Genomic DNA, 14,337 nt, shown 5'->3' with positions numbered 1-14,337 from the left:
GTAGGAATAGCACCCAGCATACAGACTGCAGCCAAGGCAAACAAGGAGACGTTATGAGCTTTCCTGCATTCCTGCGTCGGGCTGCGCAGTTCTGGGCAGACCGCCCGGCGGTGCGATGCGGCGACCGCACTCTTACCTATCGGGACCTGAACGACCGCTCCACACGGCTGGCCAATGCGTTGCAGGCGCTGGGGCTGAACCGGGGCGACCGCGTGGCAATACAGGCCCGCAACTGCGTGGAACTGGTCGAAATCGAATGTGCACTGTACAAGGCAGGCCTGGTGAAGGCCGCGATGAATGCGCGCTTCACGGCCGGCGAGGTGAGCGAACTGGTGGAGGGTTGCACGCCACGCGTGCTGATCGCAGGTCCCGGCTTCACCAATTACTGTGCCGACACCCCGGGGTTCGGATCCATCGAGACTTTTGTCGCGATCGGTGGCGGCGTGGAGGGATATGCCGACTACGAAACCATGGTTGCCTCCGCCTCCGCCACGCCGCTAGACGTCCGCTCGGCACCCGATGACCTTGCCGTGCTTCATTTCTCGTCGGGCTCCACTGGCAAAGTGAAGGCGGCAATGCAGAGCCATGGCAACCGGATGGCGGCGTTCCGCAAGGTCTTGCTGACCGACGGCGACGTCCGCCCGGGCGATCGCATCGCACTGCTCGGGCCGGTCACCCACGCCTCCGGCATGCTGGTCCAGCCGAACCTGTTCCGAGGTGCCGAGCTCGTGCTCTTCGAGCGCTTCGATCCCGCAGAATTCCTCGACGCCGTGGGGCGCTACGGCATTACCCACGCCATGATGGTGCCCGCGATGATCAACATGCTGCTCGCCGAGCCGGGCCTTGAGCGCGCGGATCTGCGGACCTTGCGTGCATTGAGCTACGGCGCGGCGCCAATGGCTCCCGCGCGCATCCGGGAGGCATGGGAGCGCATCGGCCCGATCCTGGCACAGGGCTACGGCGCCAGCGAGTCAACCTCCGGCGTGGCGCGACTCAGCATTGCCGACCACGCCCATGCCATCGCGCAGCGACCCGAGCGGCTGGCCTCGTGCGGGCGGCCCTTCGCCGAATCGGAGGTCCGCGTTGTGGACGATGCCGGGAACGACGTGAGTGGCGACGCCATCGGCGAAATCATCATCCGGGGCGACGATGTTTTCCAGGGCTACTGGGGCGAACCGGCGCTTACCGCCGAAGCCATCGTTGACGGATGGCTGCAAACCGGCGACCTCGCCAGGGTGGATGACGAAGGTTATCTATACCTCGTCGATCGCAAGAAGGACATGATTATTTCCGGTGGCTTCAACGTGTACCCGACCGAGGTGGAGGCGGCCCTTTATCGGCATCCCGACATCTTCGAAGCCTGCGTCATCGGCGTGCCTGACTCCACCTGGGGAGAAAGCGTGAAGGCGGTGGTTTCGCTGAAGGAAGGCGCCATGACGCACCAGGACAACATCATCGCGCATTGCCGTGCCCTCATCGCCGACTACAAGACCCCGCGATCCGTGGAGTTCGTCCGCGAGTTGCCCAAGAACCCGAATGGCAAGCTCGCACGCAAGCTGGTGCGCGAGCCCTACTGGAAAGGCGTGGACCGCCGCGTGAACTAGGAGACACTAATGGATCATCTTGTCAGCCCTGAACTCGGGCACATCCGCGAACGCATCCGCACCTTCATCCAGGATGAGCTGGTTCCGCTGCAGGCATCGGCGCAGCTTGGACCCGAGGACCCCTGGCCACGCGACGTGCTGCGCAAGGTCTGGAAGCGCTCGGCAGAGCGGGGCCTGTATGGCATCTATCTGCCGAAGGAGCATGGCGGCCAGGGGCTGACCATTGTCGACCAATGCGCCCTGAAGCTGGAGATCGCCTCCTCGGAGTGCGCGCTGGCGCCTCACGTGCTGGGCGATCTGGGCGGGCCGCCGCGCGTTGGCAACATGCTTCGCCATGCGACCCCGGACCAGATGGAGCGGTATTTCCTCCCTGTTATCCGCGCAGACAAGGCCACCTGCTTTGCCCTGACCGAGCCGCATTCGGGCTCGGATGCCAACAGCATCTCCACCACCGCGGTCGCTGACGGCGACGACCTGGTGATCAATGGCCGCAAGCACTACATCAGCGGCGCTCCCTTTGCCGACTTCGCCATCGTCATGTGCGTGACCGATCCCACCACGACCCCGGCGACGGTCACAGCCGTGCTGGTCGACCTCGATCTGCCGGGCGTGACAGTCGAGGTGGCATACGTGCCGATGTCCGGCCAGCACATCGATGCCGACATCAGTTTCGAGAACGTGCGCGTGCCGAAGTCGAACATTCTCGGCGGGCTCGGCAACGGGTTCCGGCTTGGCATGAACCGTATCAACGTCAATCGGCTGCTGCATTGCCCGAGCATGCTGGGCCAGGCCAGGAAGGTTTACCAGCGCTCATTGCAGTATGCGCAGCAGCGCCATCAATTCGGCGCCCCCATCGCGCGGTTCCAGGCCATCCAGCATATGCTGGCAGATATGGCGGCATCGTTGTGGGCTTGTGAAAGCATGATCGCCAACACAGCGGTGCTCGCCGATCGCGGCGCGGATATCCGCATGCAGGCCTCCGCCTGCAAGCTCTTTGTTTCCGAACGCTGCTTTGAAGTCGCGGACAAGGCGGTGCAGATACACGGGAACGTCGGCGTCACCAGGGGGCACCCCGTGGAGCACGTATTCCGCAAATTGCGCATGAGCCGGATCTACACCGGGACGAGCGAGATCCAACGCAACACCATTGCACGCGTGATCCTGGAAGCCGCCAAGACGGACGCGTGAGTTGCCTGCCGACGCCAGGCTGCCCACGCGTACCACAAAAAAGGAGACACTCAGATGAACCGAAGATCCTGGCTGCTTGCGACGGCAGCCGCAATGGCGCTGCCGCAGCTTCGGACAGCCTTCGCCGCAGGCTACCCCGAGAAGCCCATTCGCATGATCGTTCCCTTTCTCGCCGGAAGTTCGCCCGACCTCCTCGCTCGCATGCTCGGCGCCGAGTTGGGCAAGCGCCTGCGCCAGGCGGTGGTCATCGAGAACATTCCAGGTGCTGGCGGGCTGATTGGAACGACGGCCCTGAAGCGCGCCGCCCCGGATGGCTACACGCTCGGCTTGCTGGCCAACACGCAATTGATCAGCTCGCACATGTATGCGAAGAAGCCTTATGACCTCGCTACGGATTTCACGCCGATCACATGCTTCAGCGGCGGCGCCTCGGTCGTGGTCGTCAAGTCAACCTCGAACCTACGCACCCTGCGCGAGCTCGTGGCGGAGATCCGGCGCGCGCCGGAGAAGTACAACTATGCGTCGAGCGGAAAGGGAAGCATTGCTCATCTCGCGGCGGAGGCGCTTCTTCGTCAGCATGACGCGAAAGCCGTTCACGTCCCGTACAAAGGCGGGCCGGAAATTACCAATGCCGTCTTGAATGGCCAGGTACTGTTCGGCATTCCCGTCGCGTCGATGACGGTGCCCTACCTGCGCAGCGGCCAACTGACTCCGCTGGCGGTGACCACCGCAGCCAGATCGCCCATCCTGCCTGAGGTACCGACGCTGGCGGAGGCATTGCCGCCCGGCTACGTGCTCGATAACTGGGGTGGCATTTTCGCGCCTGCCAGATTGCCGCCTGACCTGTTGGCGCTCCTGTTCACACATCTGCACGCCATCATCGCCCACGGCTTGCTGGACACCCACGCACGCGGTATCGGTGCCGAGATCCGGCTCAGCAAGTCACCGGCCGAATTCGCCGAATTCGTTCGGGCAGAAGACCGCCAGTACGGCAAATGGATCGCCGGCATTGGCATTGCAAAAGAGTCGGGAGGCTGACGAGATGACCATTGCAGCATGGTCCTGTCTGAAGGACGCAAAGATACTGGACGTCAGCCAGCTTCTGCCAGGGCCTCACGCGGCGCTCGCACTGAGCCAACTGGGGGCGGACGTCATCAAGGTGGAGCAGCCCAATGGCGGTGATACGGTCAGGACGATGGGACGCAATGCGTTTGCCCAGCTGAATCACGGCAAGCGCTGCATTGCCCTGGACCTGAAGTCGGACGCGGGGCGAACCGCATTCCTGGCGCTCGCCCGCGAGGCAGATGCCGTGATCGAAGGGTTTCGGCCGGGTGTCATGGATCGGCTCGGCCTCGGCTATGCCCAACTCAGCGCGGCGAATCCGCGCATCGTGGTGTGTTCGATATCCGGATTCGGGCAATCCGGCCCGTACTCTGCCGATCCCGGTCATGACCTGAACTACCTGGCCCTCGCCGGCTACTGGGGAGTACCGGCGCAGATGGAAGACCTGGTGGCACGGCCCCGGGTGCGTATCTCGGACTATGCCGCCGCGGCCTACGCCAGCCTGGCCCTTGCCGTCGCGATCATGAGCGCGCGGCAGAGCGGGTGCGGGCAGCATCTGGACGTGTCGATCCACGACTCCATCTTCGCCTGGACTGCCGGAGCGGCCTGGACAGCCAGGCAAGCGCTCGCAGCCGGCCACGACACGCCTGGCGTGATGCCGGACAACGATATCTTCCAAACCGCGGACGGTCGTCACATGGTCCTCGGGATCATGGAGAACAAATTCTGGCTGTCGCTGCGAGACCGGCTTGGGGCTGAATTTCCGGAGTTGCTGTCGGAAGCCTACGCGTCCCGTGCACAGCGACAGCAGCACAAGCGGGAAGTCCATGCATTGCTGAATCGCATTTTTGCCTCGCGTCCCCTTGAGGCATGGCGAGCTGAGTTCGAGGGGACAGACGTGCCGTTCTCGCCCGTGCTGGACGCCACGGAACTCTTCGACGACCCTCATGTCAAGTCGCGGCAGGTCATACGGCCGCTCGATGGCAACGCAACGATGGCAACACGGTTTCCCGTGAAGTTTTCTGCGGGTCTCGCGGATATCCCCGGCCGGGTGGCGTCAGTCGGCCAGGACAATGACGCTGTGCTATCCGCGCAGGGCTGGCCTGGCCGGGACGTTGAACGCCAGACGGACCTCCAGGGGCAGGATGCCACTTGCCACTCCGTGCGGATCGCTCAGCCCGGGGCCGCAGACGATACTTCAACGAAACGGATGACGCCATGAAAGCAAGGGTGTTCGTGTTTTCCGCCCTGGCATCCATGGGGGGAACGGCGCTGGCGCAGTCCAGCGTGACCATATACGGCGTATTGGATGCCCCCATCGAGTACGTCAACAACGTAGCGCGCGGGGTACCCACTGTCGTCAACGGCCAACTCGTGCCGCAACCGGGCGGGAAGCGCTTCTCGATGGTTAACGCCGGCCTCTCGTCTCCGCGGTGGGGGTTGCGCGGGCAGGAAGCATTGGGAGGTGGCATCTCCGCCGTCTTTGTTCTCGAAGGCGGCTTTGGCGTCGATACGGGGACCGCGACGTCGAACCGGCTGTTCGGACGTCAGGCCTACGTAGGCCTTCAAGGTCCATACGGCAGGCTGACATTCGGACGCCAGTACACCAGCATCTTCGACGGCTTCTCAAACTTTACGCCCACCCGATATGCGGTACTGTATGAACCGATTGCCTGGCAACTCGGGGTCAACTATCGCAGCGACAACGTGATCAAATACCTTGGGACTTTCGGCCGCCTGACGGCATCCGCGCATTACACGCCTGGCGCCGGCACCGGCGTCCTTGGTACCACGGCACTCGCCAACGGCGGCGGCGGCGAAACGCCCGGCAACTTCCGCGACAACACCGGCTATGGCGCTTCCTTGACCTACACCGACGGCAAGTTCGGTGCCACAGCGGTGTACGACGAGTGGCGACCAACCGTCACGACTGGACAGCCAGGCAGGGTTCGCAAGTTCGGCGGTGCCCTCAGCTACGATTTCGGCCCGATCAAGGCCATGGCCGGCTACCGCTGGAACCGCTCCAGCTTTGCCAATAGCAATACATTGATTCGTGACGACTACTGGTGGGCTGGAGTGAACTACCGCGCCATGCCGGCTTTAGGACTCAGCCTCGCCTACTTCTATGGCGACATCAAGGAAGCCAGACTCATTGCCACGGCGCCCGGAACCGAACCCGCCAATCCCTGGCAGGTGACCTTTATCGCCGACTACGATCATTCCAAGCGCACGGATGTATATCTGACGACCGCCTATGCGCGCAACGCCGGCCTGAACTTCGACTCGTCGCCGATCAGCTTTGCCAATGGGTACTTCCCCACCGCCGGACAAAAGGGCATGTTCGGCGTAGCGATCGGAGTTCGCCACAGGTTCTGACCGAAACGCAGTGTGTCAAGCGACTCCGGATGCCTTGCAGGGGACCGCTGCTTCCCCGGTGTGCTGCGATGCTGCCTGTTTCAATGATGTCTCTCCGATTCGGATGCGCTGATGCTACGGACCGGAAGGACGTTGGAAGAATATTCTTGCTGTGTCGCTCAATACATCGGCAGTATCGGCAGCCGGACCGGCCGTTGCGACTCGTCCGCGCCACGCATGGCGGAATAAGTATCACCGGCCATAAGTTCTCCCGTGGTTTTCCCTTTCCCACCCGAACCCTCCATTGCGCGCGCACTGACCGCCCCCCAACAATGGCGTCGCAACCCATACCAAGGACAAGGAGGAGACAGCATGGCCCGACCCTACCCGGACAGTGAGCGGAATCCAGATCGCAACCTCGACCGCGATATCGACGTCAAGCGTTTCATCGACGCGCGGCGCTTTTCGCCCTACCAGTGGGGCATCCTGGCGGTCTGCTTCCTGATGATCGCCATCGACGCCTACGATGCCCTCACCGTGGGCTTCGTGATTCCCGCCCTGATGGAGGCCTGGCACATGGAAAAGTCCGTGTTCGGACCCGTCATGAGCGCGTCCATCGTCGGCATGGCGCTCGGCGCGATGCTGTCCGGCCCGCTGTACGACCGTTCCACGCCGAAGACCGTCATGGTCGTCTCGATGGTCATGTTCGGCCTGTGCAGCTTCGCCAGCATCTTCGCCGAGACGCCGCTCACGCTGGGCATCTGGCGCCTCCTGACCGGCCTCGGCATCGGCGCGGCGGTGCCCGGCGCCAATACGCTGATGTTCGAGTACGCGCCGACGCGGCGCAGCTCGCTCGTGATCAATACGATTGCCTGCGGCGGCATGCTCGGCGCGGCGGGTTGCGGCGTGGCCGCCGCGCTGCTGGTGCCGTCGTTCGGCTGGGAGAGCCTGTTCGTGGTGGGTGCCGTGCTGCCCATCGCACTTGCGCTGGTGGCGCACTTTGCCATGCCGGAACCAGTGCGGTTCATGGTGCTGCGCGATTGGCCGGCCGAACGGATCGCCGCCGTGCTGCGCCGGATCGACCCTGCGCAGCGCTTCGAGGGCGTCCGCTTCGTGTTCACCGAGGCGCATGCCGCGGACCAGCAGTCCGGCATGGGCGTGCTGCTGTCGCGCCGCCTGCGCACGGGCACGCTGATGCTGTGGCTCGCCTACTTCAGCGGCACCTTCGCCTATTACCTGCTGATGAGTTGGCTGCCCACCCTGATCCAGGAAGCCGGCGCGTCGCTGCGGCAGGCCACGCTGTCCACGAGCCTGCTGTCCGTCGGCGGCATCGCCGGCGCGTTCTGCTTCGGCTGGCTGATGGACCGTTTCGACCGCAACACCGTGATCTCGCTTGCCTTTGCGGTGGGCGGCGCGTCGGTCTGGGCGCTCGGCCGCCTGGTTGGCCATCCGGAACTGCTGCCCGTGATTCTCTTCCTCACCGGCGTCGGACTCAGCGGCGCGATGTTTTCGCTGCCGGGGCTGGCCGCAGCCTTCTATCCGACCAATGGCCGCTCGGCGGGCATCGCGTGGATGTACGGCATCGGCCGCATCGGCGGGATCCTTGGGCCGGTCACTGGCGGCATGCTGCTGCACGGCAGCGGCGGCCCCGCCGTGTTCTACGCGGCCGTGACCGCGACGATCCTCATCCCCGCGCTGGCGCTGTGGTGCAAGCGGCGGGCCACGCTGCGCCTCGCGACAGCCAGCGGGGCGGGCGAGGCCCGTGCGATGGCCGACGACCGGCAGGCCGGCTGACCCGGCCTGAGCGACGACGCAACGCCTGTTGCGCTTCAAGGGGCGTTTATCCGCGCCACGCGCGCTCGCCCCCTTCCCCGCATTCCCGCGCCGCGACCCGCCGCCCTCAGGCGGATCGCGGCTTTTTTATGGCACGGCATGCCTGCAACACCTGGCAAGCCTGCACGGTCCCCCTCGGCGGGGGGCGCCGCCCGGGCCGGACTTCACTATGCTCCTGCCCAAGATCATCAGCGGGACTATCCGGATGGAAGCAACCAGGCAGGAGAAAAAGGGGCCGCTGGCAGGCGTGCGCGTACTGGAAATGGCCGGCATCGGCCCCGGCCCGTTCTGCGGCATGCTGCTGGCGGATCTCGGGGCGGACGTGGTCATCGTCGACCGGCTGCAGGCAGGCGAGGATGCCATCGACCTCGGCCCGAGCGCCATTGCGCGCCGCGGCAAGCGCTCGGTGGCGGTCGACCTGAAGACCGAGGAAGGCCGCGCGACGGTGCTGCGGCTGGTCGAACAATGCGATGCGCTGATCGAGGGCATGCGCCCCGGCGTGATGGAGCGCCTCGGCCTGGGCCCTGATGCCTGCCTGCAGCGCAACCCGTGCCTGGTCTACGGCCGCATGACCGGCTGGGGCCAGGACGGTCCGCTCGCCCAGGCCGCCGGCCATGACATCAACTACATCGCCCTGTCCGGCGCGCTCTGGTACTCGGGTCAGCCGGGCGAGGCGCCAATGGCCCCGCCGAGCCTGGTGGGCGACATCGGTGGCGGCGCCATGTATCTCGCGGTCGGCTTGCTGGCGGCCCTGATGCAGGTCCGCGCGGGCGGCCCCGGGCAGGTGGTGGATGCCGCCATCGTGGACGGCAGCGCGCACATGATGTCGCTGCTCCTCGCGCTGCAGGCCGGCGGCCGCTTCGAACGCACGCGCGGCCGCAGCATGATCGACGGGCCGCATTGGTATAACGCCTACCGTTGCGCGGACGGCGAGTTCATCACCGTCGGCGCGCTGGAGCCCAAGTTCTACCGCGAACTGCGCGAGCGGCTCGGGCTGGCCGACGATCCGGCGTACGCCACGCAGCACGATGCCGCACAGTGGCCAGCGCTGCGCGAACGCCTCGCCGCGCTCTTCGCCACCCGCGACCGGGCCGCATGGTGCACACTGCTGGAAGGCACCGATGCGTGCTTCGCGCCCGTGCTGAGTCCGGAGGAGGCGGCCAGCCATCCGCACCTGGCGGCGCGCGGCGTCTACACGCAGGCCAATGGCGTGCTGCAGCCCAGCCCGGCGCCACGTTTCTCCGCGACGCCCGCGGCGGCGCCCGGCCCCGTTCCCGCCCGCGGCGAACACACCGCCGCCGTGCTCGCGGAATGGGCCCACCGCGGCTGATCGCGACACGACCCACTCGACCAACTAGGCCGACAGGACCGACAGGACACACCCGGACGCGCCGCACGCCAGACGGCAGCGCCGGGCGCAAGGAGACCGACATGAAGATGAACTTCGCCAACCTGATGGCACAGATCGCGATGCAGCATCGTGACCGGGAGGCGCTGGTCAATACCGAACGCAACCGCCGCTTCACGCTCGGCGAACTGCATCGCTTCACCAATCAGGTGGCGAACATGATCCGCGACCGGCTTCAGCTGCGCCGCGGCGACACATGGCTGTGCATCCTCGAGAACGACAGCCTCTCGCTGCTGCACGCCTGGACCGCGCTGAAGGGCGAGGCGGCGGCCTGCTGGACCAATTTCCGCGATTCCATCGACGAGCACCGCTGGCAGATCGACTTCATCCAGCCCAAGGTCGTGTTCATCGAGAACAGCCTGATCGAGACGTACTACCCCATGCTGCGCGAGCGCGGCATCACCGTGGTTTGCATGGACCCGCCCGCCGAACGCCGCGAAGGCCTGCTGTGCTTCGGCGAACTGCTGGAAGGCGTGCCCGACACCGACCCCGGCGTGGAGAGCGATATCTTCCGCGACACCCTGGTCTACCGCTTCACCGGCGGCACCACCGGCAAGAGCAAGTGCGCCCAGTACACGATGGACAACTGGCTCGCCAACCGCGACTCCTTCTATGCCCCCGGCGAGACCTGGCTCGACGCCGGCACCCGCTATCTGCACATGGCGCCGATCAGCCACGGCTCGGGCCTGGGCTTGCTGCCCACGATGTTCCGCGGCGGCTGCACCGTCACGCAAAATGTGCCCGACATGCGCCAGTGGTGCCGCAACGTCGAGGCGCATGGCATCACCGTCGCCATGATGGTGCCCACCCTGCTCTACCGCCTGCTCGACATGCCGGAGGCAAGCAGCCACGACCTCTCCACACTCGCCACGTGCTTCTACGGCGCCGCGCCGATGAGCCCGAACAAGCTGCGCCAGCTCCAGCAGCGTTTCGGCAATATCTTCGTGCAGGCCTACGGCGCCACCGAGTGCATGCAGCGCGTGGCCGTGCTGACCAAGGCGGATCACGCCAGCGCATCCGACGAACGACTCGGGTCGGCGGGCCGCGTGACGGGCCAGGCCGAAGTGGTCGTGGTGGACGAGTCGGGCAAGGAAGTGGCGCCCGGCGTCGTCGGCGAACTCTGGCTGCGCTCGCGCGCGGTGATCTCCGGCTACTACAACAACCCCGAAGGCACCGCCGCCGAGTTCGAGAACGGCTACTGGAAGTCCGGCGACCTGGGCTACGTCGACGAGGAGGGCTTCCTCTTCATCGTCGACCGCAAGAAGGACATGATTATCACCGGCGGCTTCAACGTCTATGCCATCGAGGTGGAGTCCGCGCTGAGCGCGCACCCGGCAGTCGCGCTGAGCGCAGTGGTCGGCGTGCCGGACGAGCAGTGGGGCGAGATCGTCCACGCGGAGGTCATCCTGCGCGACGGGTGCGAGGTCACCGCCGAAGCGCTGATTGAGCACGTCAAGGCTACCATCGGTCGCTTCAAGGCGCCGAAGTCAATCGTGTTCGTGACGGAGATTCCGGTCAGCGTGGTGGGGAAGGTTCAGCGGCGGCAGGTACGCGAGAAATACTGGAAGGACCGCACGCGCCGCGTTGCTTGACGGACACTGGCCGCGCGAGAATGCGCGGCGGCTTTATCCCCTCTTCCGCCTGCGGGAGAGGGGGCACACCCCTGCGTCATATTGCGGCTTCCTGCCCCTTCTCGATTTCCCTCCTCCCTTCAGCCCTTCAGCCCTTCATCCGATACCACGCCACCCCGCAGGCGTCGTCTTGCACCTCGATGTCGCCGAGGTTCAACAGGTAGTTCAGGTACGCGAGCGCCTCGCCGGTCGCCAGGCAATAGCGCGACGGGTGAGCCGGCGACATCGGCCCCGAGAACAGCACGGCTAACACATCCACCACGCGGTGCGGCACTGCCAGCGCCCCGCGCAGCTTCGCCAGCTTGCGCTGGATGCCGGCTTCCATCGCCGCCAGTCGCACGTGCAGCCCCGTGAAAGGCTCGTTGTGTGCCGGCAGCACCAGCACGCGCGCCGGCACTTCCCGGCGCAACTTGCCCAGTGACGCGATCCATTCGGCCAGCGGGTCCGCTTCGGGCTCGGAGGGATGCACCGAAATGTTCGAGGAAATGCGAGGCAGCACCTGGTCTCCGGCGATCAGCACGCCCAGGGCCTCGCAGTACAAGGTGGCATGCTCTGGTGTATGGCCCGCACCCACCACCACGCGCCATGCATGCGAGCCGATGCGCAGCATCTCGCCATCCCGTATGCGCCGGTAGCTGTCCGGCAGCGGATGGAAAGCCGACTGGTAGCGTCCGAGCACCGCTTCATAGCGCGCCACGGTATCGGCATCCCAGCCCGCGCGGCGGTAGAACGCCAAGGCTCCCGGCGACAATGCATCGACATCGGCACCCGCGAGCGCCTGCGCCGACAGGTATTCCAGCCGCGTCATCCACAGCCTTGCGCCGGTGCGGCTGGCGAGCCAGCCGGCCATGCCGCCATGATCGACATGCTGGTGCGTCAGCACCACCCGCCGGACCGGCTTGCCGCCGAGCGGACCTTGCAGCAGCGCCTCCCAGTCGCGCACCACGGACGGCGCATGGATGCCGGTATCGACCAGCGTCCAGCCGCCGTCATCTTCCAGCGCCCACAGGTTGATGATGCCGAACGCATCCGGCAGCGTCATGCGAATCCACAGCACGCCGGGCGCGACCTCGCGCACGGCGCCGTCGCCGGGCGGTTCGCCGCAAGGGTAGTCAAGCGCCGCGGCCGCCTGGAGTTCGAGTGTATGCATTGGCGAGTCCTGAAAAAGAAATGCCGGCGCCTGTAGCGGGCGCCGGCAAGGATGTTCCGTTATCGCTTGGTTCTACTGGAAGGCGGACACACCCGTCAGCCGTCGCGAGATGAACAGCCGCTGGATCTCGGTGGTGCCGTCCGGGATCGGGATAATGATGGCCTCGCGCAGGTACTTCTCGACCATGAACTCCTTGGTGATGCCATTGCCGCCGTGCAACTGCACCGCCTCGCGGCAGGCCTTGACCGCCGATTCCGTGGCGAACGCCTTGGCCATCGAGGCTTCCAGGTCGCAACGCACGCCGGCGTCGATCATGCCGAACACGCGCTGGCACATCAGGCGCGAGGCGTCGAGCAGCATGGCGATGTTGGCGATCTTGGCGGCCACGAGCTGGTGGCCGGCGATCACCTTGCCGAACTGCTTGCGCTCGGTGGCGTAGGCGATCGAGTCTTCCAGCGCGGCGCGCATCAGTCCCACCGACAACATGCCCACGTGGCCGCGCGCCATCTCGAACATCTTCATGGTGTTCTTCAGGCCCTCGCCTTCGCCGCCGAGCAGGTTGCTGGCGGGCACGCGGGTGTCGCTGAAGAACACCTGCGCGGTCGATTGCGAATTCAGCGCGATCTTCTCGATGTTGCGCGTTTCATAGCCGTGCTCCTGGCGGTCGACCAGGATGTGCGAAAGCCCCTTCTCGCCCTTGAAGGTGCAGATGATGAAGTCGGAGTAGTGGCCGTTGGTGATCCAGGTCTTCTCGCCGTTGATGATGAAGTCGTCGCCGTCGCGCACGCCGCGGGTCTTGAGCTCGGCCACGTTGGAGCCGACGTCCGGCTCGGAGATGCCCGCGCAGCCGAACAGCTCGCCGGCCAGGATGCCCGGCAGGTAGCGGTCGCGGATCTCGGGGCTCGCCGTCAGCAGCTTGCGCGCGACGCCGTTGTTGATCATCACGCAGATGCCGATGTCGCACGACACGGCCATCAGTTCTTCGAACAGCATCCCTTGCGCGGTATAGGTCCAGCCCAGGCCGCCGTGCTCGACCGGCACCGTGCAGCCCGGCAGGCCGAACTTCGAGATCTGCATGATCAGCTCGCGCATCTTCTCTTTCGGGATGAAGCGGTCGCGGTACTCCTTCACCACCGGCTTGATTTCGGCGTGCAGGAACTTGCGGAAGGCCTCGACGGCCATGCGGTGGTCTTCGTTGGGCAGTTGGTATGGCATCGTGTTACCTCGTGTGTGGTCTGTTCTGGCGATGTATCAGTAGCCCTTGAACTCGGGCTTGCGCTTTTCCGCGAAGGCGCGCAGGCCTTCCTGGATGTCGTACGAGCGCTTGTGGTCGCGCAGCTCCAGCAACTCGTGACGGATGGCCTCGGCGGTGGTCTTGTCGCAGGCGTTGGCGGCGACGCGCTTCATGCGGGCCAGTACCAGCGGGCTCTTGCCCGCAAGCTTCTCGGCCAGCGCCTGGGCGCGGGCGGTCAGGTCGGCATCGGGCAGCACTTCATTGACCAGGCCATAGGTCTTCATCTCGGCGGCGCTCAGAGCGTCGCCCGTGAAGAGCAGGTAGCGGGCCACGTTGTCGGGCACCTTGCGCGGCAGCAGCGCCGCGCCGCCACCACCGGGGAACACGCCGAAGTTCGAGTGGGCGTCGCCCAGCGTTGCGCTTTCGGCGGCCAGCACGATGTCGCACGACAGCACCACTTCCATGCCGCCCGCCAGCGCCATGCCGTTGACGGCCACGATCACCGGCTTGGGGAAATTGCGCAGCGTGTCGAAGAACTCGACGATGACGTCGAGCGAGTCCCGCTCGCCCGGCTGCGGCGCGGCGGCGCCATTACCCGCCTTCAGGTCCGCGCCGGCGCAGAAGGCACGTCCGGTGCCGGTCAGCACCACCACGCGCACGGCCGTGTCGTCGCGCCACGCCTTCAGCGTCGCGGTCATCGACTCGACCATGTCGCGCGTCATGCTGTTCAGCTTTTCCGGCCGGTTCAGCGTCAGCCAGCCGACCACACCTTGCAGGGCTTGGGTCACACTCATCTTGTCTCTCCAGGGTTGCGGACGGGCAGGCGTCCGTGTTCGTTCGTTCGGTGTTGCCAATGTACGGAGCGCCCCCGG

11 protein-coding genes are annotated in these 14,337 nt (G+C 65.7%); 8 read left to right on the top strand and 3 right to left on the bottom strand.

All coding sequences use genetic code 11. The features are described from left to right. The first annotated feature begins 53 nt into the window (after positions 1–53). From VSR71_RS12600 to VSR71_RS12565, 8 genes are all read left to right on the top strand, one after another. Positions 54–1,604, top strand: coding sequence for an AMP-binding protein (locus VSR71_RS12600; protein ID WP_342914189.1), 1,551 nt, complete (start codon positions 54–56; stop codon positions 1,602–1,604). Positions 1,605–1,613: 9 nt separating this feature from the next. Then, on the top strand, positions 1,614–2,792 hold the full coding sequence (locus VSR71_RS12595; protein ID WP_342914188.1) for an acyl-CoA dehydrogenase family protein: 1,179 nt from the start codon (positions 1,614–1,616) through the stop codon (positions 2,790–2,792). Positions 2,793–2,846: 54 nt separating this feature from the next. Next, complete coding sequence (locus VSR71_RS12590) at positions 2,847–3,830, top strand: tripartite tricarboxylate transporter substrate-binding protein (protein ID WP_342914187.1); 984 nt, start codon at positions 2,847–2,849, stop codon at positions 3,828–3,830. Positions 3,831–3,834: 4 nt separating this feature from the next. Continuing rightward, the gene (locus VSR71_RS12585) at positions 3,835–5,076 is read left to right on the top strand and encodes a CaiB/BaiF CoA-transferase family protein (RefSeq protein ID WP_342914186.1); all 1,242 of its coding nucleotides are present in this window, start codon (positions 3,835–3,837) and stop codon (positions 5,074–5,076) included. Continuing rightward, positions 5,073–6,230 (top strand): porin, encoded by a 1,158-nt coding sequence (locus tag VSR71_RS12580; RefSeq protein ID WP_342914185.1) that lies wholly within the window; start codon positions 5,073–5,075, stop codon positions 6,228–6,230. Before VSR71_RS12585 ends, VSR71_RS12580 begins: the two co-directional genes overlap by 4 nt. A 351-nt stretch (positions 6,231–6,581) precedes the next feature. Further along, a complete protein-coding gene (locus VSR71_RS12575) occupies positions 6,582–8,003 on the top strand; it encodes an MFS transporter (RefSeq protein WP_342914184.1) in 1,422 nt (473 codons plus the stop codon). A 244-nt stretch (positions 8,004–8,247) separates the two neighbouring features. Next, positions 8,248–9,372 (top strand): CaiB/BaiF CoA-transferase family protein, encoded by a 1,125-nt coding sequence (locus tag VSR71_RS12570; RefSeq protein WP_342914371.1) that lies wholly within the window; start codon positions 8,248–8,250, stop codon positions 9,370–9,372. Positions 9,373–9,473: 101 nt separating this feature from the next. After that, positions 9,474–11,042 carry an AMP-binding protein gene (locus VSR71_RS12565; protein ID WP_342914183.1) on the top strand — a complete coding sequence of 523 codons (1,569 nt, stop codon included), beginning with the start codon at positions 9,474–9,476 and terminating at the stop codon, positions 11,040–11,042. Positions 11,043–11,169: 127 nt separating this feature from the next. Here VSR71_RS12565 and VSR71_RS12560 read toward each other — a convergent pair whose 3' ends face one another. From VSR71_RS12560 to VSR71_RS12550, 3 genes are all read right to left on the bottom strand, one after another. Next, a complete protein-coding gene (locus VSR71_RS12560; protein WP_342914182.1) occupies positions 11,170–12,231 on the bottom strand; it encodes an MBL fold metallo-hydrolase in 1,062 nt (353 codons plus the stop codon). A 72-nt stretch (positions 12,232–12,303) separates the two neighbouring features. Next, the gene (locus tag VSR71_RS12555) at positions 12,304–13,446 is read right to left on the bottom strand and encodes an acyl-CoA dehydrogenase family protein (protein ID WP_342914181.1); all 1,143 of its coding nucleotides are present in this window, start codon (positions 13,444–13,446) and stop codon (positions 12,304–12,306) included. Between the two features lie 36 nt (positions 13,447–13,482). Further along, positions 13,483–14,259, bottom strand: a complete 777-nt coding sequence (locus VSR71_RS12550; RefSeq protein ID WP_342914180.1) for an enoyl-CoA hydratase/isomerase family protein — start codon at positions 14,257–14,259, stop codon at positions 13,483–13,485. Positions 14,260–14,337: the final 78 nt, after the last annotated feature.

It is taken from the genome of Cupriavidus oxalaticus, from assembly GCF_038900635.1.
Taxonomy (GTDB): domain Bacteria; phylum Pseudomonadota; class Gammaproteobacteria; order Burkholderiales; family Burkholderiaceae; genus Cupriavidus; species Cupriavidus oxalaticus_B.
The sequence above is the reverse complement of the archived record's forward strand: the minus strand, read 5'-3'. Positions and strand labels throughout refer to the sequence as shown.